Raw genomic sequence first — 20,540 nt, 5'->3', positions numbered from 1 at the left:
GCGGAGTGTGCGCTGCCGAAAGGTCGCGCGTCCAGTCCTCGGTCTCCATACGCAGCAAGACAGGGCGCGGGGAACCCTCTCCCGGAGGGAGAGGGCAGGGTGAGGGGTCGGCCGTTGGACGCTTAATCGCCAGCTTACGGCGGCGAGCCCGCAATGCTGTCAAAGCTGGTCCAGGGGCCGACACCTCACCCCTGCCCCTCTCCTGACAGGAGAGGGGTTCCCCGCGACCAAATCGTCAGCCCAGCAGGGCAGCAAGTTTCGCCAGATCGACATTGGCCCCGCAGACCAGCACGCCGACGCGCTCGCCAGGCGCGGGCGTATAGGCGCCGGTCAGCAGCGCGGCCAGCGCAGTGGCGCCACCGGGCTCGACCGCCAGCCGGAAATCGCGCCAGAGCGTGCCCTGCGCCTGCGTGATCGCCTCGTCCGGCACCAGCACGACATGGTCGACGGCATCCTTGCAGACCTCGTAGACCAGCGGCCCGACATTGCGCGCACCCAGCGAGTCGGCTGCAACCGAGGCGACATCGACGTCGACCGGCCCCTTGGCCGCCAGAGCCGCATGCAGGGCACATGAGCCAACGGGCTCGACCCCCACCACCTTGACCCGGCTGCCGGCAAACCACGCCGCGATCCCCGAGATCAGGCCACCACCGCCGACCGCCACCAGGACGGTGTCGAGATCGGGCTCCTGTGCCTGCCATTCGCGCGCCAATGTGCCCTGGCCCGCGATGGTCTCATGCGCCGAGAAGGGATGGATCTTGAGCGCGCCGCTCTCGGCCACGAAACGGTCGCAGGCCAGCTGCGCCTCATGATACTGCGCCCCGCCGATCACGACCTCGGCGCCGAAACGGCGGATCGCCTCAATCTTGGCGGCAGGCGAGATTTCGGGAACGAAGATCGTGGCCCTGACGCCGCGTTCGCGCGCCGCATAGGCCACAGCCGCGCCGTGATTGCCGCCAGACGCCGCCGCCACGCCGGCTGCCGGCAGAGGCAGGGACAGCAGGGTGTTGAACGCGCCGCGCGTCTTGAACGAGCCGGCATGCTGGAGGCATTCGAGCTTGAACGAGAGATGTGCCGCCGAGCCGAACGCTCCGGCCCCGAGATGCATCACGGGGGTGATCCGGGTATGGCCCGCCACCCGCGCAGCCGCATCCTCGATCATATCGCGCGAAACGGCTCTCTCGATCATGGTTCTATCCTGCTCGGGTGGGCGATCGGGCCGAAAGCTCCAGATCGCGATGGGTAATCCATGGCTATCGCGCGCCGGGGAATCGGGGAAGGGCTTTCCGCGGCCGGCTGCAATGTGCGCGGCAACGACCATGGCCGCCAGCGCATCGAGCGCATCGTCGGCTGCCGCGCCGCGCGGCGCAGCGGCGTGAGCCACCGCGGCCGGTACGCCTGCCGCCATGAGCAGCGCCCTTCGCTCGGCCATCCCGGCCGGGTTGATGGTGCCCCTGATCTTCTTGGGATGCAGCAGCGGTGCCCCGCGCATCGTGGCGAAGGCCAGTTCGGGATGGACCTCGAATATGCGCTCGCGCAGGCCGGGCTCGGTCCGGAGCAGTGCATCGATCTCGCGGATCTTTGGAAACAGGTGAAAGCCCTGCTTGGAGACCTTCCTGGGCGGCTGCGAGGTTTCCTGCGCCAGGCGGCAGGCGGTGCCATAGTCCCTGGCGAACACGGCGGCGCGTGCAGGAATCGAGAACACCGAGGATTGCCGCGCACCGAGCAGTGGCCGCACCAGGCGCTCGGGCCCGCGCCCGGCGCCTGTCACCGCATCCGGCAGACCGATCGGCATATCGATCGCGACGATATCCGGCGCTCCATCGCCCTCAAGGAGCGCCGCGAGTGTCGGAACCACCCGCAGCACCGGGACGGCCCCCGAACCCACCCCCGCCTGGGCCACGATCCAGCCGGCCTTGCAACCGTCCACCCCCGCGACCCCCGACATGCGCCCTCTCCGGTTCTCGACTTTCGCAGAACTGACGTTGCATCTGCGTCCGGTCTAGTGTGCAGTGCAGCGAAGAGCGGCTGCCATGCCGCCCGGGAGCCATTGTGTCGATCCGGAGCGCTGCGCCCTGCGGCCATCGCCTCCAGACTTCAGTGAGAGTGCCATGACAGAGATCCGCCCACGCCGCAGCGTCCTGTATATGCCCGGCTCCAATGYGCGCGCACTCGAAAAGGCCCGCGACATCGCCGCCGACGCGCTGATCCTCGACCTTGAGGACGCTGTCGCGCCCGACGCGAAGGAGACCGCGCGGGCCCAGGTCTGCGCCGCGGTGAAGGCCGGCGGCTACGGCAGGCGCGAGATCGTGATCCGGACCAACGGCCTCGACACCCCCTGGTTCAAGGCCGACCTCGCAGCGGCCGCCGAGGCGAAGCCCGACGCCATCCTGATCCCGAAAGTGTCCTCGCCCGAAACCTTGCAGCAGATCGGCACGTTGCTCGACGGGCTCTGGGCCGCGCCCGAGATCAGGGTCTGGGCGATGATCGAGACGCCGCTGGCGATCCTGGATGCCGAGCGCATCGCGCGGGCCGTCCAGGACCGCCGCACGCGGCTGGCCTGTTTCGTGATGGGTACCAACGACCTCGCCAAGGAGACCCGCGCCCGCTTCGTAGCCGGCCGCGCGCCGATGCTGCCCTGGCTCACCGCCGCGATCCTGGCTGCGCGCGCCCATGGCATCGACATCGTCGACGGCGTCTACAACGATCTCAAGGACGAGGCCGGCTTCCGCGCCGAATGCGAGCAGGGCCGCGATCTCGGCTTCGACGGAAAGACGCTGATCCATCCCGGCCAGGTCGCGACCGCGAACGAGGTCTTTGCGCCTGACGAGGCGGAGCTTGCCCGCGCCAAGGCGATCATCGCCGCCTTTGACCAGCCGGAGAATGCCGACAAGGGCGCAATCCAGCTCGACGGCCGCATGGTCGAGCGCCTGCATGCGCAGATGGCGGAACGCACCGTCGCGCTGGGCGCGGCGATCGGGGCCTGAACAGCACCGTCTCCTCAGCTCTCAAAGAAAAAGGGCCGCTCGCGCGGCCCTCATTCATTCAGCTGTGTCCAGGCGCCGTCCCCGGCCAGGGAAGGCCCCTTACTTGCCCGCAGCCTTGGCGCGCTCGATCGCCTCGACGATCAGCTCCTTGGCCCGGGTCGCATCGCCCCAGCCGGTGAGCTTAACCCATTTGCCGGGCTCGAGGTCCTTGTAGTGCTCGAAGAAGTGCTGGATCTGGTCGAGCGTGATCTGCGGGAGATCGGTGTAGTTGTGGACGTTCTCGTAGCGCTTGGTCAGCTTCGGCACCGGCACGGCGATGATCTTCTCGTCGCCGCCGCCCTCGTCTTCCATCATCATCACGCCGATCGGGCGCACAGCGATGTAAGAGCCCGGGATCAGCGGGCGGGTGTTGGCGACGAGCACGTCGCAAGGGTCGCCATCCTCGGAGAGGGTGTGCGGGATGAAGCCGTAATTCCCGGGATAGCGCATCGGCGTGTAGAGGAAGCGGTCGACGAAGAGCGTGCCGGCTTCCTTGTCCATCTCGTACTTAATCGGCTCGCCGCCGATCGCGACCTCGATGACGACGTTGACTTCGTCGGGGGGATTCTTGCCGATGGAGATGGCGTCTAGGCGCATGGACTGTAAACCCGTGGAGATGGAAACTGGCGGGTCTTATGCGGGTTTGGCACGCAAAGGCCAAGCCCCGACGTTGAGGCAAGCGCTCAACGGACCTTGAGCCCGAGCTCGGCCAGCATCTGTCCGGCCTGCTGACGCGAGATCGTGGCGCCCTTGAACAGCGCTGCATCGCCGAGCCGCAGGCCACCCAGATCCGCACCGCGCAGATCGGCCCCCTCGAAGCGCGCGCCTGCGAGGCTGGCGTCGCGCAGGCTGCAGTCGTCGAACACGGCGTCGCGGAAATCGGAACCCCTGAGATCGGCCTGGCCGAAATCGAGCCTCAGCAACTGCGCCTTGCGGAAGGACAGGCCCGGCAGCTTTGCCGCGATCAGCAGCGTCTCCTCGAAAACGGCGCCCAGCGTCCCGGCCTCAGAGAGATCGGCCCCGGTGAGCTTGCAACTGATAAAGCTCGCGGCGGCAAGCGCGGCGCGGCGAAAACTCGCATTGTTGAAATCGCTCGAGCGGAACTCGGCTTCGGTCAGCGTCGCGCTGCTGAAATCCGCGCCGGCGCCGCGGCAGCCGGACCAGCGCGTGCCATGCAGGCGCGCCGCCTTGAACCGCGTCGCGCGCATCAGGCAGCGCTCGAAGGCCCAGCCGGTGAGATCGAGGCCGGAGAGGTCGACGCCGGCCAGTTCGCAGCCGATCAGCAGAGCCGGCCCCTGCCGGACCTGCGCCTCGAGCGCCGGGCGGGTCAGGATGGGGTCTTCGATGGTGCGGGGTGGCATGGGGTGCGACATCGGGCGATCGCTAGCGCAACGGCGCGGCGCGTCCAAGTCCCGTCCGTGAGATCTTCCAGCGAGACCTGCCCTCGGCTCGTGGTCGCGCATCCCGCCGCGGAACCCTGTCTGGAAGGAGCGCAACCGTCGCCCTAAATTTGCGCCGAAAGCCATGCACTGGTATCGGCGCTCATGGAGACCCCCGCAATGAACCCGCACGAGACCGGCCCTTGCTGAACCGCTTGCGCCCTGACGACGAGCGCTATGCGCGCCGCATGGCCCGCATCGCACGCTGGGACCGGCCGATCGAGGGCCGCGGCGAGCGGCTGCGCGCATGGGCGAACATGCTCATGGTCGACCACGGGATTTTCCGGCTCGCCTATCTCAACGCCCACCGCGTGACGCCGAAACTCTGGCGCGCCGCGCAGCCGGCGCCCGGCCAGATCGCCCGTTTCGCGCAGCTCGGCGTCAAGACCATCGTCAATCTGCGTGGCGGCCGCGAGCACGGCTCCTGGCCACTGCAGCGCGAGGCCTGCGAGCGCCACGGCATCACGCTGGTCGACTTCGTGCTGCGTTCGCGCGGCGCGCCCGACCGCGACACCATTCTGGGCGCCGGCGCCTTCTTCGACAGCCTGAAGGAACCGGCGCTGGTGCATTGCAAATCCGGCGCGGACCGGGCCGGCTTTTTCGCCGCGCTCTATCTGCTGGTCCATGAGAAGCGCCCGCTTGCCGAGGCGACCCGCCAGCTCTCGCTGCGCTACGGCCATTTCCGCTTCGCCAAGACCGGCATCCTCGACGCGTTCTTCGAGACTTATCGCCGCGAGGGCGAAGCCAAGGGCAAGGCCTTCCTCGACTGGGTCGCGACGGATTACGACCCCGAGCGGCTCGAGCGTGAGTTCAAGCCGGGCTTCCTGTCCTCGCTGCTGGCCGACAGGATCATCCGGCGCGAATAGACCGTCAGCGACGCGGATCGGCAGGCGACGCGAAACCGTCCTCGCCGAAACGCGTCCAGGCGAACTGGACATGGGCGAGCATACGCCCGACGGAGACCAGCCCGATCGCGCCCAGCAGCGCCATCGACAATGTCCCGAACCACGCCATGACCAGTGCGACAGCGGCAAGTGCCAGTGCATTGGTCGCGACCTGGCGGCGCGGATGGCGCGACAGCGAGGCGATCTCGTGCAGCGGCGTCACCAGCGCAATGCCGCCATAGAACAGCGCCATGATCGCGACGACTTCGCCCATCCCCTCCCATTGCGTGCCGTCGAGCACGAAATCAGCGGCCATCGCGGTCACGGCTATGGCGGCAAACAGGCCGGCCGCCGCCACCATCAGCCCGAGCGTCACCAGTCGGACCCAGGACTGACGCTTGTCCGGCGCGCTGCCGCGTAGGCTGCTCAGGACCAGCGGCACCGAGACGGCGGCGAACATCTGGGTCGGCACCTCGAGCAGCCGCATCGAGAGGGCGACATGAGCGGCGAGCAAGTGGTCGGCGGTGTAGGGCAGCGCCAGCAGTGGCACGACCATGAAGCCGAAGGACAGCAAGGCCGATGGCAGCAGGAAGGTCGGCGCGGTACGCCAGCGACCGGCCGAATCGAGAAGCGCCGGCATCGACCATGACGCAGGCAGCGTCAGCCGCAGCAGAGCGTCGCGCCGGCGCCAGACCAGATAGCCCGCCGAGGCGACGTGGCCGATCGCATCGGCCGCAAACAGCGCCAGCGAGGTTGCGCCGAGCGGCCAGATCAGCAGGATCATCATGCCCGGCTGCACCAGCGCCTGCACGATATTGGTGTTGCCGATGGCGGCGAAATCACCCTCCGCCGTCGCCTCCGACGAGACCAGCCGGATTACGCCCCGGCTCGCCAGCGAAACCAGGAACAGCCCGCCATAGGCTGCGACGATCCAACCGGCAGCGCCCGCGATCGCTATCGCGAGCCCGGAGACGCCGATGAATACCACGCCGGCAGCCAGGGCGAGGCGGAATGCGCGCCCAAGCCGATCGCTGTCGCTGTTCAGGAAGAACACCGCCTCGAAGCGCATCAGTGTCGCGATCGAGACGAAATTGGCGAGCGCTGAGAACATCGCGAAATCGGCGAAGACCTGCGCCGGACACAGGGCCGCTGCCGCGAGCAGTCCCCAGACCGAGAGGAAGCGCGCCTGCACGAAACGCAGCGCCAGCATCAATCCCGACGCGAGGCCTGCGCAGGCCGCCGGAGAACGCTCGCGGGGAACGGTCTCGGCCGGCATCGGCGCGACACCGGGCGCGCCTGTCGGGAACGCCGCACGGTCGAGGATGAGATGAGCCGCCATGTCCAGGTCCACTGCGGGGAGCTCGGACATGTTATCCTCGCGAATGTCCCGCAACTCGCGCTGATCCGGACATGTCGCTTCCGGGTCCGAAGGGGTACTCACGACGCAGCAACGCAGCGCGGTCCACGCTGCGCGCCCGTGGTTAACGAAATGTTACGCCGACATAAGGCCATCCCTCACGCCTCGGAGAGAAGCAGCCTTCTGTCAAGTCCATCCGCCAAAAAGGCGCCTCATGCCCAAAGGGAACGGCAGTGCGACTTTGCCAGGCGTCAATCCAAGGGCGCGCTGTGGATCGAACCCTTGGGGAAAATGCCGGTAGCCAGTGACAAAATCTGACCCGCAGCGGGTTCATCCCCGATTCATTGTGAATCTAGGCTTCACCATGTCGCTCAACCGATGGTTCATCGGAGCAGCGCCTGATGCCGGCAGCATTGCCGGAGAGCACTCATGCCCAGACGCCACGCTCCGATAGACTTTGCCCTGGCCGCGATGTCGCTGATGCTGATCGCGCTTGCCGGGCGGCCCGTGCTCGCACGCGATCTCGTCGAAACGATCGACGCCCGCTATCGGCCGGGCACGATCGTGATCCGGACACAGGAGCGCAGGCTCTACTTCGTCAACGCGCCCGGAACCGCCATCCGCTACACCATCGCCGTCGGCAAGGCCGGCAAGCAGTGGCGCGGCGTCAAATATGTCGAGGAGTTGCAGGTCGATCCGGCCTGGAGCCCGCCGGCCTCCGTCAAGCGGGACAACCCCGCTCTGCCCGACGTTATCCCCGGCGGCTCCCCGCGCAACCCGATGGGCGCGCGCGTGATCGGCCTGGGGCCGGGCGGCCAATATGCGATCCACGGCACCAACATGCCCGGCACCGTCGGCACCGCCGCGTCCTATGGCTGCTTCCGCATGCACAACCAGGACGTGATCGACCTCTACGCCCGCGTCCAGATGGGCACGCCGGTGGTCGTGCTGCCTTAGGCCGCCGTCAGGATACGACCTGGGACAGCAGCGGCCGGCCGGCGAAGAACGCTTCGAGATTGCCCAGAAGCAGCTCCTGCTGGGCAGATTGCGCCGATTGCGAATTGGCTGCGATATGGGGCGTCAGCACGACGTTCTCGAGCCGCGTGAGCCGCTCGGGCACATCAGGCTCGTTTTCAAAAACGTCGAGACCGGCACCGGCGATCACCCCGGTCTCCAGCGCCGTGCACAGCGCCTCCTCGTCGATCAACAGCCCGCGCGAGATGTTGATCAGATGTCCCTGCGGGCCCAGCGCCTGCAGCACCGCGGCATCGACCGCATGGCGGGTATCGGCATTGGCGCGCACTGCGACGACGAGGATATCGGCCCATCCGGCGAGGCCGGTCAGGCTGTCATGATAGTGATAGGGTGTTTCAGCCCGCTGTGACCGGCTGTGATAGCCGACCTCCATCTCGAACGCGGCAGCCAGGCGGGCGATGCGCGCCCCGATCGCCCCCAGGCCGTAGACGCCAATCTTGCGACCGGCTAGCCCAGGCACGAACGGCAGGCGCTCACGCGGGTTGCGCTGCCAATTGCCGGCGCGCACGAAGCGGTCGCCAACCCCGATCAGCCGGACCAGCGAGAGCAGCAGGCCCATCGCGAATTCCGCGACGCTGGCGGCATTGGCATCGGCGGCGTTGCTGAGCAGGATGCCGCGCGCCCTAGCATGGGGCTGGTCCACGCCTTCGACACCAGTGCCGTAGCACGCGATCAGGCGCAGCTTTGGAAGCGAGTTGATCAGCGCCGCGCTGGTAGTCTGGCCACCGAAGGTCAGCAGCACCTCGGCCTCCTCGGCGCCGGGAGGAAGCGCCTCGGGAGCAGAGCGCTCCATCGGGCCGAGCAGGACGTAGCGCTCCGCCAGCGCCGCCACCAGGCGCTCCGGCATGCGGGGTGCCATCAACACAGTCGGCTTCATCCGGAAAAGACATCCTCATCACGCTTCGGTGCGGAATCAACGTACGCTGCATCGCAGCATTTCAGGGGTAGGATCTCAACCCGCGATCGCGATGGAGCGGCCATCCCTCCCGCACAGCCTAGGCCCGACGAGATATGTCGCGATGCAGCATGAAAAAAGCGAATTCGTCACCGTAGCCCCTCTCGCACGCAACAAAAAAGCGCGTTACGTTTTCCTTGCGACAAGAGGCATGCCCGTGCGTAAGCACCGGGCTCAACAGGGGCTAACGATGGATCATCTTGCCGACGTCAAGAAGTTTGCCAAGAAGCCGCTCAATGAAGCGGCCTTCGCCGGAATGTCGAAATCCTATGCGCTCGTCATGGGCAAGCCCGATACGCGCTATGTCGCGTGCAGCGACGCAGCCGAGCTCGAGCGTGTCCGCGAAAACTTCCTCAAGAAGAAGCTCGGTCTCAAGAGCGCCGATCTCGACGCCTCGATCAAGGCGATCTGCGAGCATATGAAGGCCGACAAAACCAAGTCGCGCCTGACCTTCTACTACCTGCTGGCCGAGCATTACGGAAAGCTGGACCTCTTCGTGAAGAAGTGACGCTGTCCGGCAGCTCCGCCCGGGGCCGTTGCCCTCCCTGATATCGTCTGGCTCTAGCGATAGAGATCGGCCCGCGTTAGCGGCAGGCCCGAGGCACCCTTGCGGCGCTTCGAGGCCAGGGTCTGGTTGACCATCGCACCACCACGTTCGAAGGCGAGCGAGCAGCCGGCGAGATAAAGCAGCCACATCCGCGTGCGCTCCGCGCCGATCTCGGCCTCGGCCGCGCCCTTGCGCGCATTCAGCCGCTCCCACCAGAGCCGCGTCGTGCGCTGGTAATGCTCGCGCCAGCCCTCGACATCGTGGATTTCGAAGCCGTGGCGCTCGAGATTGGTAATCGACATGCCGAGATGGTCGAGTTCGCCGCCCGGGAAGATGTAGCGCACCAACGCCCGGTATTCCGCCGGCATCCGGGCGAACGCCTTGTCGGTCTTCTTGGCGCGGCGCGTGATGCAATGATGCAGATACAAGCCTCGCGGCCGCAGCAGCCGGTTCACCGCCTTGAAATAGGTCGGGTGGTTGGCGATGCCGACATGCTCGAACATGCCGATCGACGAGATTTTGTCGAACTCGCCTTCCATCAACGTGAAATCCTTGAGGTGCAGCGTGACCCGGTCCTCCAGCCCCAGTCGCTCGACCTTTTCGCGCGCCAGCGCGAGCTGCTCTTCGGCCAGAGTCACGCCATGCGCCTCGACGCCGTAATGCTGGGCGGCGTGGCAGACCAGCGCGCCCCAGCCGCAGCCGATGTCGAGAAAGCGATCGCCGGGCTTCAGCCGCAGCTTGCGGCAGATCATGTCGAGTTTTTCGCGCTGGGCGCGCTCGAGATCGGCATGGTCTTCGCTGAAATAGGCGCAGGTGTAGACCATCTCCTCGTCGAGGAAGAGGCGGTAAAACGCGTTCGAGACGTCGTAGTGATAGGCGATATTGGCCTTGTTGGTGGCCGGCGCCCCATCGCGCGCGATCTCGTCGCCCTTGATATGCGCCACCGCGGCCGGCGCAGCGCCGGGCGCGAAGATGAAGCGCCTCACGACGTCGAGGACATAGGCGACCGGGATCGTCTTGATCTGCCGCGCGATCTTGCCCTCGGGCCGCGCGGCCGCCAGGTCGAAAAGCGAGCCGTTGAGCAGCGCCAGCCGATCGCTGATGTGCAGGTTCAGCAAGGTGTCGAGTTTCGGCTTGCGCAGCAGCGCTGCCACCACGCCGGGATCGCGCAGCGCGATGGCGAGGCCGTCGGCGGGCCAGCTTTCAGGCACCAGGCTGCCGTCCCAGAGCTGGAAGCCCAGCTTCAGCTGCAGCCTCTCATGCGCCTCGCCCAGAAGCCGCCGCAGGGCCACGAGACGCTTCTGGTCGCTGCTCATCTCAATCGATCCGGTGCTGTGCCACGCCTCTGTTTTTGGCGGGACAGCTGACGCTTGGCAACCCGACCTGGCGCTCCCACTCAGAAGTCGCTGGCGATGCCTTTCACTTCCCAGTCGTCGTAGCGCACCGGGTCGAGGCCGCCACGGCCATTGATCTCCTTGCCTGACGCCACGGCCCTTGCGTGGGCGTCGATCGCCGCGCGGCGCTCCTGGGCCTCTGCAAGGGCGCGCTGGGCGGCGGGCGACAGGACTTTGCCCGGCGTGACTTCGATTGCAGTCTCCGCAGATGCGCGCTCGCTCGGCTTGTCCGTGGTCATGCTCGTCTCTCGGGTCGTGATCCCCAACGGATCAGCGTCTGTCGCGGGGCCTGCATCTCTTGCGGGATAGGCCTACCAACCCCCACATAATGCGCAAATCCGTGCGATGGGAGAGGCGTTGCGCCCAACTCCGCGCATGACCGCGAAAGGGATGGGATGAACTACGTTCGCACCGGCATGCTGATGGCGGGATTGACCGCGCTCTTCGGGGTGGTCGGATACCTTCTGGGCGGGGCGAGCGGCATGCTGCTGGCGCTGGCCTTCGCCGCCGCGACCAATCTCTACAGCTACTGGAATTCCGACCGGCTCGCTCTGTCGGCGCATAACGCGCAGGAGGTCGATGCCACCACCGCGCCCGAGCTCTACGGCATGGTCCGCGACCTCGCCGCGCGCGCAAACATGCCGATGCCGCGGGTCTACCTGATCCAGGAGGACCAGCCCAACGCCTTTGCCACCGGCCGCAATCCGCAAAACGCGGCTGTCGCGGCGACGACCGGCATCATGCGCGCACTGACCTATGAGGAGCTGGCTGGCGTGATGGCGCATGAGCTGGCGCACATCAAGAACCACGACACGCTGACCATGACGATCACCGCCACGATGGCGGGCGCGATCTCGTCGCTGGTCTCGTTCGGCATGTTTTTCGGCTCTCGCGAAAACCGTCCGAACGTCATCGTCCAGATCCTGCTCTCGATCCTGGCTCCGATGGCGGCAATGGTGATCCAGATGGCGATTTCGCGCTCGCGCGAGTACGAGGCCGACAAGCTCGGCGGCGAAATCGCCGGCAATCCGGTCTGGCTTGCCGATGCGCTCGCCAAGATCGCCGGGGCGGTCGAGCACATTCCAAACGAGACGGCGGAGGCGAAGCCTGCTACGGCGCACATGTTCATTATCAATCCCCTGAGCGGACGCGGCATGGATTCCCTGTTTTCGACCCACCCGGACACGGGCAATCGCATCGCGGCTCTCATGGAGCAGGCCCGCGCCATGGGCGTCGGCGCGCCAAGCCAGCGCGGCGGCTTCATGGACCAGTCGGGCGAGAGCCCCTGGAACAATGTCCGCCGTCCCGGACCCTGGGGCTGACATGAGCGACCACAGCGACACCGGGCGCGATCCCGTTTCGACCGAAACGCAGAGCGGCGACATCGTGCCGGGCCTGCCTGCGCGCAGGCTCGCCGCGACGCTGATCGACGATGTCTTGAAAGGGCGGCTTGCGCTCGACGAGACCTTCGATCGCCTCGCACCCGACTTCAAGCTCGACGCCGCCGATGCAGGTCTCGCCCGCGCCATCGCGATCACGGCCTTCCGCCGGCTGGGCACGATCCAGCATGCGATCAACGCCCGGCTGGAACGCGGGAGCCCGCGCAACTCCGGCCTGTTCGAGCCGATTGTCGTCGCAGCAGCGGCCCAGATCCTGTTCCTCGACGTGCCCGACCATGCCGCGGTGGACCTCGCCATCCGCCATCTGCACGAGGACACGCGCTCCTCGCGCTATGTCTCGCTCGGCAACGCCCTGCTGCGCCGGCTCGCCCGGGAACGCGAGGCGATCCTGGCAGAGGCGCTCGACCCCTTCATCGACACGCCGCAATGGCTCGCCGAAAGCTGGATCGCCAGCTATGGCGCCGAGACAGCGGCTGCGATCGCAAACAGCCATCGCGAAGAGCCGCCGCTCGATATCACCGTCAAGGGCGACCTCACCGGCTGGGCTGAAAAGCTCGACGGCGTCGCGCTTCCCACCGGCTCGATCCGCCTGCGCGAACGCCATGGGATCACCAGCCTGCCCGGCTTCGACGAGGGCGCCTGGTGGGTGCAGGACGCAGCGGCCGCGCTGCCCGTGCGCCTGCTCGCGCCTCAGGCCGGCGAACGCATCGCCGATCTCTGCGCCGCGCCCGGCGGCAAGACCGCCCAACTCGCCGCAGCGGGCGCCATCGTCACCGCCGTCGATCGCTCCGGCCCGCGCCTGCGCCGCCTGCGCGCCAATCTCGAACGGCTCGGCCTCTCGGCGGAAATCGTCAGCAAGGACGCCACGCTCTGGCAGGCCGAGCCTTTCGACGCCGTGCTGCTCGATGCGCCCTGCAGTGCAACCGGCACGATCCGCCGCCATCCGGATGTCGCCTGGACGAAGACGGAAGAGGATCGCGAGAAGCTCAGCCATCTCCAGGCCCGCCTGCTCGAGGCCGCAGCCAGGCTGACCAAGCCAGGCGGCCGGCTGGTCTATTGCACCTGTTCGCTCGAGCCGCAGGAGTGCGAGCAGCAGATCGAGATCTTCCTGTCCGAGAATCCCGACTTCAAGCGCTCGCCGATCACGCCTTCGGAGATCGGCGATGTCGCAGGCGCAATCGACGCCAATGGCGACCTGCGCACCCTGCCGCATCAATTGCCCGGTGGAACGTCGCGTCTTTCGGGATGGGCGGGATTTTACGCGAGCCGTCTGATCAGGGTATGACATTCCCTCGAATCGCGAGGCGCTCCGGCGCCTTGCGTCAAGACGAGGTGTGCGAGTTCATTGAGCGGCTGGTCTGAGCGACGGGGATTGGCCCAGGCCGCATTCGCACGGGCGGCACGGCGAACCCGTGGCCAGTTGGTTGCCGTCAAGCGCCAGCTCTGGCCCTTCGGGCGGGTACCGGTCTCGCAACTGCTGTTTGCCCCCCATGACCTGCGCACCGCCGATCCAACGACGGCCAGCGAGATCTATTCGGGCTATTATGCCTTCGCCGGACGCACACTGCGCACCCATGGCGAAGCCCCCTTCGACAGCGAGCCGCCAAGCGAAGCCTGGGCCGAGGTACTCTACGGCTTTGGCTGGCTGCGCCACCTCCGCGCCGCCGACACCGCGATCGCCCGCGCCAATGCCCGCGCCACGGTCGAGGACTTCATATCGCGCAACCGCGACCGCAAGGAGATCGCGAAGCGACCGCAGATCGCCGCGCGGCGGCTGATCTCGTTCTTGTCCCATTCGCCGCTGCTGCTGGAGGGCGCCGACCGCGCGTTCTACGAGCGCTTCCTGCGCCATGTCTCGCGGCTGACCGACCGGCTCACTCTGGCGCTGGCGGGCGCGGTCGAGGGCATCCCGCGCCTGCAATGCCTGATCGCCGTGACCTTCGCCACGATCAGCCTGGAAGGCCAGGACGCGCGGCGCAGGCGCTACGAGCTCGCGCTCGCGGACGAACTCGACTACCAGATCCTGCCGGATGGCGGCCATCTCAGCCGCAATCCACGCGTGCTGATCGAATTGCTGCTCGACCTGCTGCCGCTGCGCGAGACCTTTGCCGCGCGTGGCATCGAGCCCCCGCGTGGCATCATGATGGCGATCGAGCGGATGATGCCGCATCTGCGCCTGTTCCGGCACGGCGATGGCGCGCTCGCCCTGTTCAACGGCATGGGCACGACCCCGCCCGACCTGATGGCGACGCTGGCCGCCCATGACGATGCCCGCGCCCGCCCGATCGAGCAGGCGAGTTATACCGGCTATGGTCGCCTCACCGGCCAGCGTAGCGTCGTCGTGGTCGACGCTGGCGCCGCCCCGCGCGGTGTGCATTCGATCGAGGCCCATGCCAGCTGCCTGTCCTTCGAATTCTCCGCCGGGGCGCAGCGAATCGTCGTCAATTGCGGCAACAACCGCTTCGGCCCCGCCGAGCTTCGGCTGGCGGCGCGCAGCACGGCGGCGCATTCGACGGTGACGCTTGACGACCGCTCCAGCGCGACCTTCGGCCTCGTGCTCGGAGAGCGCCGCATCACCTCGGGTCCGCAGGATGTCCGCGTCGCACGCCAGGATGGCGAGGCCGGCCAGGAGTGGGTCGCCAGCCATGACGGATACCGCCGCGCGCTGGGCGCCGTGCATACGCGCAGGCTCCAGTTGGCCCGCGACGGCGCCTCGCTGATCGGCGAAGACGAGATCACGCTGGCCGGAAAGCCCGAGAGCCTGCCGGCGGTGGCACGCTTCCACCTGCACCCCGCCGTGAAGCCGAGCCTCATCCGCGAGGGCGAGGGCGCGCTGCTCGCGCTGCCCTCCGGTGAACTCTGGGCCTTCGATACCGACGGGCTGAACGTGACGATCGAGGAAAGCATCTTCCTCGCCTCGGTCGACGGGCGCAGGCGCACCGAGCAGCTCTGCGTAAGTTTCGACGCGGTCGCGACGCCGCGCATCGGCTGGCGGTTCACGCGCCTCAGCGCGATTCCGCCGCGCGCAATCCGGCCCCAGGACGACATGGCTGCCCCGGAATTGCCGCTCGATCCGCCCACCGAAGTCTAACCCGGCTTTGCTTTGCGCGCCGCAGCATGATAGCTCGCGCGCGACGGTTCCTTGAGCGGGCGCCTTCCGACACGACGCCCCTGCACAATTGATTTGGACATTCCCGATGCCGACAGAGCTTCGCCGCGTCGAACGCGCACTCCTTTCCGTATCCGACAAGACCGGGCTGATCGACTTCGCCCGCGCCCTGCACAAGCTGGGCATCGCGCTGGTCTCCACCGGCGGCACCGCCAAGGCGATCGCCGAGGCCGGCCTTCCCGTGACCGACGTCTCCGACCTCACCGGCTTCCCCGAGATGATGGACGGCCGCGTCAAGACGCTGCATCCCAAGGTCCATGGCGGCCTGCTGGCGATCCGCTCGCATCCCGAGCACCAGGCCTCTATGATCGGCCACGGCATCGCGCCGATCGACCTGCTCGTCGTCAATCTGTACCCGTTCGAAGCAACCGTCGCCGCCGGCAAGACCTATGACGACTGCATCGAGAACATCGACATCGGCGGCCCCGCCATGATCCGCGCCGCCGCCAAGAACCATCACGACGTCACCGTCGTGGTCGAGGCCGCCGACTATGCCTCCGTGCTCGGCGAACTCGAGGCCCAGCAGGGCAAGACGACGCTGACCCTGCGCCGCAAGCTGGCCCAAAAAGCCTATGCCCGCACAGCCGCCTATGACGCGGCGATCTCGAACTGGTTCGCCAACGAGCTCGGCGACACCGCGCCGGCGTTCCGCGCGCTCGGCGGCGGTCTCGCCGAATCCCTGCGCTATGGCGAGAATCCGCATCAATGGGCGGCCTTTTACCGCACGCCCGAGAACCGGCCCGGCGTCTCGACCGCCCGCCAGGTCCAGGGCAAGCAGCTCTCCTACAACAACATCAACGACACCGACGCCGCCTTCGAATGCGTCGCCGAGTTCGATCCCGAAACGACCGCCGCCTGCGTCATCGTCAAGCATGCCAACCCCTGCGGCGTCGCAACCGGCGCCACCCTGGCCGATGCCTATGAGAAGGCGCTCGCCTGCGACCCGACCTCGGCGTTCGGCGGCATCGTCGCCGTGAACCGCAAGCTCGACGCTGCCGCCGCGAAGAAGATCGTCGAGATCTTCACCGAGGTGATCATCGCGCCTGATGCCGACGAGGAGGCGATCGCGCTGATCGCCGCCAAGAAGAACCTGCGCCTGCTGCTCACAGGCGGGCTCCCGGACGTCCGCGCCGGCGGGCTCTCACTGCGCACCGTCTCGGGCGGCTTCCTGGCCCAGGCCCGCGACAGCGCCGTCGTCGACGACATGGAGCTGAAGGTCGTCACCAAGCGCCAGCCCACCGAGGCCGAGCTCGCCGACCTGCGCTTCGCCTTCCGCGTCGCCAAGCACGTCAAGTCGAACGCGATCGTCTATGTGAAGGGCCTCGCCACGGTCGGCATCGGCGCCGGCCAGATGAGCCGGGTCGATTCCTCGCGCATCGCCGCCTGGAAGGCCAGCGAAGCGGCCAAGGCCGCCGGTCTGCCCGAGAGCCTCGCCAATGGCTCGGTGGTTGCGTCTGACGCCTTCTTCCCCTTCGCCGACGGCCTGCTTGCCGCTGCCGAAGCCGGCGCGACGGCGGTGATCCAGCCCGGTGGCTCGATGCGCGACGACGAGGTCATCAAGGCAGCCGACGAGGCCGGCCTCGCCATGGTCTTCACCGGACACCGGCATTTCCGTCACTGAGCGGCGATTTCCGGCATCATCGCGTCATCCCGTGCGCGCGGCAAAGTCGCGCGCCTTCGGGGTGACGCTCGGCCTTATGGGGGGATCGACGATCCCGCGGGCGCCCGGCTAATCTGGCCCGAGCCGAGACGAGGTACGCATGACGCAAGCCCATGGACGTCGCGACCTGCTGCGCACCCGCGTTGCCGACCACCACAACAAGGTCAGCTTCGTCGAGCTCTTCTTCGATCTCGTCTTCGTCTTTGCGATCACGCAGATCTCGCACACCCTGCTGGAGCATTTTTCTCCGCTCGGGCTCGCGCAAGGCGTGCTGCTGCTGGGCGCGGTCTGGTGGGTCTGGATCTATACGAGCTGGGTGACGAACTGGCTCGACCCTGAGGCGACCCCTGTCCGGCTGATGCTGTTTGGCCTGATGTTCGCAGGCCTCCTTCTCTCGACCTCCCTGCCGGAGGCCTTTGGCGAGAAGGGCCTGCTCTTCGCCGGCGCCTATGTCGCCATGCAGCTCGGCCGCTCGCTCTTCACCATGCTCTGCCTGAAACAGGGCAGTCCGGGCAATTATCGTAATTTCCAGCGCATCAGCGCCTGGCTGGCAATCTCGGGCGTGTTCTGGATCGCTGGCGGACTATGCGAAGGCAATGTGCGCTTTGGCCTATGGGCGGTCGCGCTCGCCATCGAATATGCAGGTCCCGCGCTGGGCTTCCGCTTTCCGGGGCTCGGCCGCTCGAGCACGAGCGACTGGAATGTCGAGGGCGGCCATTTCTCCGAACGCTGCGCCTTGTTCATTATCATCGCACTCGGTGAATCCGTGCTCGTCACCGGCGCGACCTTCGCCAAGCTCGATGTCACACCGGCAACGGCGCTGGCCTTTGCCAACTCCTTCCTGAGCTCGGTGGCGATGTGGTGGATCTATTTCCATATCGGCGCCGAGCGGGGCAGCGCGCTCATCGCCCGTTCCGAGGACCCCGGCCGGATCGCGCGGATCGCCTATACCTATGTCCACCTGCTCCTCGTGGCCGGGATCATCCTGGTGGCCGTCGGGGACGAATTCACCCTCGCCCATCCCGGCGGACATACCGAGGCCAAGGTCGCTATCGCGATCATCGCAGGACCGGCCTTCTATCTGCTCGGGAACCTGCTGTTCAAGCGCGTCACGGCCGGCTGGTACCCGCTCTCGCATCTGGTCGGCCTGGGCCTGCTGGCGGGTCTCGCGATGATGCCTGCCCTGCTGCCGCCGCTCGGCTTCAGTCTCGCCGCGACGCTCATCCTGGTCATCGTCGCGACCTGGGAAGCGATCTCGCTCAGCCCCAGCGTCTCACCGCAGCATTGAGGAACCGAAGATGCACACCGTCAAAGTCATCGGCATCGGCTTCGCTCTCCTCGGGCTGCTGCTCTTTGCGGCGCCGCGCCTCAACCTGGCCGGCGCAAGCCCGATCGCCTTTGCGATCAAGCTGTTCATCCCGCTCTGGTTCGCAGGGGCGCTGATCAACCTCGCGATCGGCATATTCCGCGCCGGCTACACCTTCGGCCAGGAAGCCCCTATCTTCCTCGTCGTCTTCGGCGTCCCCGCGATCGCCGCCATCCTGATCTTCTGGCTTGCCGGCAAACTGACGTCATGAGCCTCGAATCCGTCCGCGCCTTCTTCGCGCAACACGCACCCGACATCGCGATCATCGAGACCGCCGAGAGCAGCGCAACCGTCGCGCTCGCTGCCGCGGCCCATGGCGTGGAGCCCGCACGCATCGCCAAGACCTTGTCGCTGCGCGTCGGCGAGCGCGTCGTTCTGGTCGTGGCCCGCGGCGATGCCCGGCTCCATAACGGCAAGGCCAAGGCCGCGCTGGGCGGCAAACCGCGCATGCTCGATCTCGACGAGGTTTCCGCGCTGACCGGCCATCCGGTCGGCGGCGTCTGCCCCTTCGGGCTGGCCACGCCGCTGCCGGTCTATTGCGACATCTCGCTGAAGGCGTTCGACGAGGTCGTGCCCGCAGCCGGCTCGACGCAAAGCGCGGTACGCATCTCTCCGGCCCGGATGGCCGAACTCACTCAGGCCGAATGGATCGACGTCTGCCAGGATGCCGCTGAAGCGGCCTGATCCGCTCACGCCTTGGCGAGCCGTTCCGTCAGGGCCATTGCGGCGGCGGGATTGCGGACCTTGTCGCCGCTTATGACATAGAGGAAGACGTCCCGCCCGACCTTCGCCCCTTCACAGGGGACGACCGTCTCCAGCCCCTCGGGAACGCCGCCGGCTGCCCATGTCGTGGCGCGCTGCGCCCAGCGGTCGAGTTCGGCCTCGGAATAGCCCTTGGGCTCGGCCTCCTTCGTTCCCATGATCCGCGCATAGATGAAGGAGGCGGTCGGATCAGCGATCTGGGTGTAGTCGGAATCGGCGGCCGTGATCACCGCGACCTTGTATTCGCGTGCGAGCGAAATGAAGTCCGGCGAGCGAAAGCTGTCATGCCGGACCTCGACGGCATGGCGCAGTTGGCGCCCCTCGACCTCTTGCGGCAGCAGCTTCAAGAAGGCCTCGAAGTCGGCGGGGTCGAATTTCTTGGTCGCCATGAACTGCCAGTTGATCGGCCCGAGCTTCTCCTTGAGCTCGAGCATGCCGCCGAAGATGAACTTCTCGATCGACGGCGCAGCCTCGGCCAGCACGCGGCGGTTGGTGATGTAGCGGGAGCCCTTCAAGGCGAAGACGAAACCGTCGGGCGTCTCCTCGCGCCATTTTGCGAAGCTCTCCGGCTTCTGCGAGCCATAATAGGTGCCGTTTATCTCGATAGAGCCCAGTTTGGTGCCGGCATGCTCCAGTTCGCGCTTCTGCGGCAGCCCCGCTGGATAGAAGGTCCCGCGCCAGGGCTCGAATACCCAGCCGCCGATGCCGATGCGGATTTTTCCCGACGCGCTTGTGGTCATGTCCCGTCCCTCTGGAAATGCGCCCTTACCTTGAGCGCGATCCTGGCACGGCCGCAACCCGGAAGCTGGCAGCAGGGAGATTGCCTTGCCCGCAGCCCCGGATGATCATCTCGGAACCGGACATTGAGCTTGAGGTTCAGGCTTCTGGGGGGTGGCTGCGTTATGCCTGTAAAGCGAAACGGCTTTTTCGACCGGCGCATCGGCGAACGCATTCGGGCGCGTCGCGAGGCGGTCGGCATGAGCCAGAAGGCGCTGGGTCAGCGGCTGGAGGTTTCCTACCAGCAGATCCAGAAATACGAGAACGGCACGACCCGCGTCAATGCCGTAGCATTGCTCACAATCTGCGCTGCTTTGGGCATCGAGGTAGCCGCCATCTATGGCGGACTGGTGCAGGAATTGGCCGGAAATCTCGGGATGTCAGAAATCCCTCAGGAGACTTACACCGCTGTTTGGTCCGGGGATGACACACTGAGACGGTTGAACGAGGCCTTCGAAAAGATCTCGGAACCACGAGACCGCGAATCGGTCGCCTACCTCGCAGAGCGGTTGGCCGCGATTGGGCAGGACAGATAGGCAACCCGCCGGACCGTAACCCGATGCACCTCGCGTGATCCGACGATAACGGCGCCATTAACGCAAGAACCCCCGCGGGCTTTCGCCGGGCGGGGGTTTTGAGTGTGTGTTTTGTGATTTGGTTGCGGGGGCCAGATTTGAACTGACGACCTTCAGGTTATGAGCCTGACGAGCTACCGGGCTGCTCCACCCCGCGATATGGCGCCGGTTTTGTGCCGGGCTTTGAACGGCAA

20 protein-coding genes and 1 tRNA gene are annotated in these 20,540 nt (G+C 66.8%); 12 read left to right on the top strand and 9 right to left on the bottom strand.

Translation table 11 applies throughout. The features are described 5' to 3' along the window. Positions 1-235 precede the first annotated feature (235 nt). Positions 236-1,948 (bottom strand): serine/threonine dehydratase, encoded by a 1,713-nt coding sequence (locus tag AC1D2L_RS24055; RefSeq protein ID WP_476848431.1) that lies wholly within the window; start codon positions 1,946-1,948, stop codon positions 236-238. A gap of 163 nt (positions 1,949-2,111) precedes the next feature. On the opposite strand from AC1D2L_RS24055, the gene AC1D2L_RS24050 reads away from it, so the two are divergent. Next, positions 2,112-2,987 carry an HpcH/HpaI aldolase/citrate lyase family protein gene (locus AC1D2L_RS24050; protein WP_476848430.1) on the top strand — a complete coding sequence of 292 codons (876 nt, stop codon included), beginning with the start codon at positions 2,112-2,114 and terminating at the stop codon, positions 2,985-2,987. Between the two features lie 99 nt (positions 2,988-3,086). Here AC1D2L_RS24050 and ppa read toward each other — a convergent pair whose 3' ends face one another. Further along, a complete protein-coding gene (gene ppa, locus AC1D2L_RS24045; RefSeq protein ID WP_476848429.1) occupies positions 3,087-3,623 on the bottom strand; it encodes an inorganic diphosphatase in 537 nt (178 codons plus the stop codon). Positions 3,624-3,709: 86 nt separating this feature from the next. Then, a complete protein-coding gene (locus AC1D2L_RS24040; RefSeq protein ID WP_476848428.1) occupies positions 3,710-4,387 on the bottom strand; it encodes a pentapeptide repeat-containing protein in 678 nt (225 codons plus the stop codon). 221 nt (positions 4,388-4,608) lie between these two features. Between AC1D2L_RS24040 and AC1D2L_RS24035 the strand changes: the two genes are divergently transcribed. After that, on the top strand, positions 4,609-5,331 hold the full coding sequence (locus AC1D2L_RS24035) for a fused DSP-PTPase phosphatase/NAD kinase-like protein (protein ID WP_476848427.1): 723 nt from the start codon (positions 4,609-4,611) through the stop codon (positions 5,329-5,331). Between the two features lie 4 nt (positions 5,332-5,335). Here AC1D2L_RS24035 and AC1D2L_RS24030 read toward each other — a convergent pair whose 3' ends face one another. Continuing rightward, positions 5,336-6,718 (bottom strand): hypothetical protein, encoded by a 1,383-nt coding sequence (locus tag AC1D2L_RS24030; RefSeq protein WP_476848426.1) that lies wholly within the window; start codon positions 6,716-6,718, stop codon positions 5,336-5,338. Positions 6,719-7,135: 417 nt separating this feature from the next. Here AC1D2L_RS24030 and AC1D2L_RS24025 point away from each other — a divergent pair, with 417 nt between their 5' ends. Continuing rightward, the gene (locus tag AC1D2L_RS24025) at positions 7,136-7,663 is read left to right on the top strand and encodes a L,D-transpeptidase (protein ID WP_476848425.1); all 528 of its coding nucleotides are present in this window, start codon (positions 7,136-7,138) and stop codon (positions 7,661-7,663) included. 7 nt (positions 7,664-7,670) lie between these two features. Here AC1D2L_RS24025 and AC1D2L_RS24020 read toward each other — a convergent pair whose 3' ends face one another. After that, the gene (locus tag AC1D2L_RS24020) at positions 7,671-8,618 is read right to left on the bottom strand and encodes a 2-hydroxyacid dehydrogenase (protein WP_476848424.1); all 948 of its coding nucleotides are present in this window, start codon (positions 8,616-8,618) and stop codon (positions 7,671-7,673) included. Between the two features lie 268 nt (positions 8,619-8,886). On the opposite strand from AC1D2L_RS24020, the gene AC1D2L_RS24015 reads away from it, so the two are divergent. After that, entirely contained in the window at positions 8,887-9,204 is a 318-nt protein-coding gene (locus AC1D2L_RS24015) for a DUF2853 family protein (RefSeq protein ID WP_476848423.1), read from the top strand. Between the two features lie 53 nt (positions 9,205-9,257). Here AC1D2L_RS24015 and AC1D2L_RS24010 read toward each other — a convergent pair whose 3' ends face one another. Further along, a complete protein-coding gene (locus tag AC1D2L_RS24010) occupies positions 9,258-10,559 on the bottom strand; it encodes a class I SAM-dependent methyltransferase (protein WP_476848422.1) in 1,302 nt (433 codons plus the stop codon). A gap of 80 nt (positions 10,560-10,639) precedes the next feature. Continuing rightward, the gene (locus AC1D2L_RS24005) at positions 10,640-10,876 is read right to left on the bottom strand and encodes a DUF1674 domain-containing protein (RefSeq protein WP_476848421.1); all 237 of its coding nucleotides are present in this window, start codon (positions 10,874-10,876) and stop codon (positions 10,640-10,642) included. A 156-nt stretch (positions 10,877-11,032) separates the two neighbouring features. Here AC1D2L_RS24005 and htpX point away from each other — a divergent pair, with 156 nt between their 5' ends. The 7 genes from htpX (at position 11,033) to AC1D2L_RS23970 (ending at position 18,916) form a co-directional block, all read left to right on the top strand. After that, positions 11,033-11,959, top strand: a complete 927-nt coding sequence (gene htpX, locus AC1D2L_RS24000; RefSeq protein WP_476848420.1) for a zinc metalloprotease HtpX — start codon at positions 11,033-11,035, stop codon at positions 11,957-11,959. Position 11,960: 1 nt separating this feature from the next. Further along, positions 11,961-13,322, top strand: coding sequence for an RsmB/NOP family class I SAM-dependent RNA methyltransferase (locus AC1D2L_RS23995; RefSeq protein WP_476848419.1), 1,362 nt, complete (start codon positions 11,961-11,963; stop codon positions 13,320-13,322). Positions 13,323-13,409: 87 nt separating this feature from the next. Then, positions 13,410-15,128, top strand: a complete 1,719-nt coding sequence (locus AC1D2L_RS23990; protein ID WP_476848418.1) for a heparinase II/III family protein — start codon at positions 13,410-13,412, stop codon at positions 15,126-15,128. Positions 15,129-15,234: 106 nt separating this feature from the next. Continuing rightward, positions 15,235-16,827: a bifunctional phosphoribosylaminoimidazolecarboxamide formyltransferase/IMP cyclohydrolase gene (purH, locus tag AC1D2L_RS23985; RefSeq protein WP_476848417.1), complete on the top strand. Its 1,593-nt coding sequence runs from the start codon at positions 15,235-15,237 to the stop codon at positions 16,825-16,827. Positions 16,828-16,966: 139 nt separating this feature from the next. Then, positions 16,967-18,154: a low temperature requirement protein A gene (locus AC1D2L_RS23980; RefSeq protein ID WP_476848416.1), complete on the top strand. Its 1,188-nt coding sequence runs from the start codon at positions 16,967-16,969 to the stop codon at positions 18,152-18,154. A gap of 10 nt (positions 18,155-18,164) precedes the next feature. Next, on the top strand, positions 18,165-18,443 hold the full coding sequence (locus AC1D2L_RS23975; RefSeq protein ID WP_476848415.1) for a hypothetical protein: 279 nt from the start codon (positions 18,165-18,167) through the stop codon (positions 18,441-18,443). After that, on the top strand, positions 18,440-18,916 hold the full coding sequence (locus tag AC1D2L_RS23970; RefSeq protein ID WP_476848414.1) for a YbaK/EbsC family protein: 477 nt from the start codon (positions 18,440-18,442) through the stop codon (positions 18,914-18,916). The genes AC1D2L_RS23975 and AC1D2L_RS23970 overlap by 4 nt, the downstream gene beginning before the upstream one ends. Positions 18,917-18,921: 5 nt before the next feature. On the opposite strand, the gene AC1D2L_RS23965 is transcribed toward AC1D2L_RS23970, so the two are convergent. Beyond that, positions 18,922-19,734, bottom strand: coding sequence for a DUF72 domain-containing protein (locus AC1D2L_RS23965; RefSeq protein ID WP_476848413.1), 813 nt, complete (start codon positions 19,732-19,734; stop codon positions 18,922-18,924). 129 nt (positions 19,735-19,863) lie between these two features. Here AC1D2L_RS23965 and AC1D2L_RS23960 point away from each other — a divergent pair, with 129 nt between their 5' ends. Next, entirely contained in the window at positions 19,864-20,307 is a 444-nt protein-coding gene (locus tag AC1D2L_RS23960) for a helix-turn-helix domain-containing protein (RefSeq protein ID WP_476848412.1), read from the top strand. 119 nt (positions 20,308-20,426) lie between these two features. On the opposite strand, the gene AC1D2L_RS23955 is transcribed toward AC1D2L_RS23960, so the two are convergent. Then, positions 20,427-20,503 (bottom strand) — tRNA-Met (locus AC1D2L_RS23955). Positions 20,504-20,540 lie beyond the last annotated feature (37 nt).

The organism is Allobosea sp. P1_B10 (genome assembly GCF_056406735.1).
Note: the sequence above shows the minus strand (reverse complement) of the source record. Positions and strands in the feature narration are given on the sequence as shown.

Excerpts from the sequence above, each read along its gene's own strand:
- AC1D2L_RS24055 (WP_476848431.1), bottom strand. The coding sequence starts at position 1,948 with ATGTCGGGGGTCGCGGGGGTGGACGGTTGCAAGGCCGGCTGGATCGTG.
- ppa (WP_476848429.1), bottom strand. The coding sequence starts at position 3,623 with ATGCGCCTAGACGCCATCTCCATCGGCAAGAATCCCCCCGACGAAGTC.
- AC1D2L_RS24040 (WP_476848428.1), bottom strand. The coding sequence starts at position 4,387 with ATGCCACCCCGCACCATCGAAGACCCCATCCTGACCCGCCCGGCGCTC.
- AC1D2L_RS24030 (WP_476848426.1), bottom strand. The coding sequence starts at position 6,718 with ATGTCCGAGCTCCCCGCAGTGGACCTGGACATGGCGGCTCATCTCATC.
- AC1D2L_RS24025 (WP_476848425.1), top strand. The coding sequence starts at position 7,136 with ATGCCCAGACGCCACGCTCCGATAGACTTTGCCCTGGCCGCGATGTCG.
- AC1D2L_RS24020 (WP_476848424.1), bottom strand. The coding sequence starts at position 8,618 with ATGAAGCCGACTGTGTTGATGGCACCCCGCATGCCGGAGCGCCTGGTG.
- AC1D2L_RS24015 (WP_476848423.1), top strand. The coding sequence starts at position 8,887 with ATGGATCATCTTGCCGACGTCAAGAAGTTTGCCAAGAAGCCGCTCAAT.
- AC1D2L_RS24010 (WP_476848422.1), bottom strand. The coding sequence starts at position 10,559 with ATGAGCAGCGACCAGAAGCGTCTCGTGGCCCTGCGGCGGCTTCTGGGC.
- AC1D2L_RS24005 (WP_476848421.1), bottom strand. The coding sequence starts at position 10,876 with ATGACCACGGACAAGCCGAGCGAGCGCGCATCTGCGGAGACTGCAATC.
- htpX (WP_476848420.1), top strand. The coding sequence starts at position 11,033 with ATGAACTACGTTCGCACCGGCATGCTGATGGCGGGATTGACCGCGCTC.
- AC1D2L_RS23995 (WP_476848419.1), top strand. The coding sequence starts at position 11,961 with ATGAGCGACCACAGCGACACCGGGCGCGATCCCGTTTCGACCGAAACG.
- purH (WP_476848417.1), top strand. The coding sequence starts at position 15,235 with ATGCCGACAGAGCTTCGCCGCGTCGAACGCGCACTCCTTTCCGTATCC.
- AC1D2L_RS23980 (WP_476848416.1), top strand. The coding sequence starts at position 16,967 with ATGACGCAAGCCCATGGACGTCGCGACCTGCTGCGCACCCGCGTTGCC.
- AC1D2L_RS23975 (WP_476848415.1), top strand. The coding sequence starts at position 18,165 with ATGCACACCGTCAAAGTCATCGGCATCGGCTTCGCTCTCCTCGGGCTG.
- AC1D2L_RS23970 (WP_476848414.1), top strand. The coding sequence starts at position 18,440 with ATGAGCCTCGAATCCGTCCGCGCCTTCTTCGCGCAACACGCACCCGAC.
- AC1D2L_RS23965 (WP_476848413.1), bottom strand. The coding sequence starts at position 19,734 with ATGACCACAAGCGCGTCGGGAAAAATCCGCATCGGCATCGGCGGCTGG.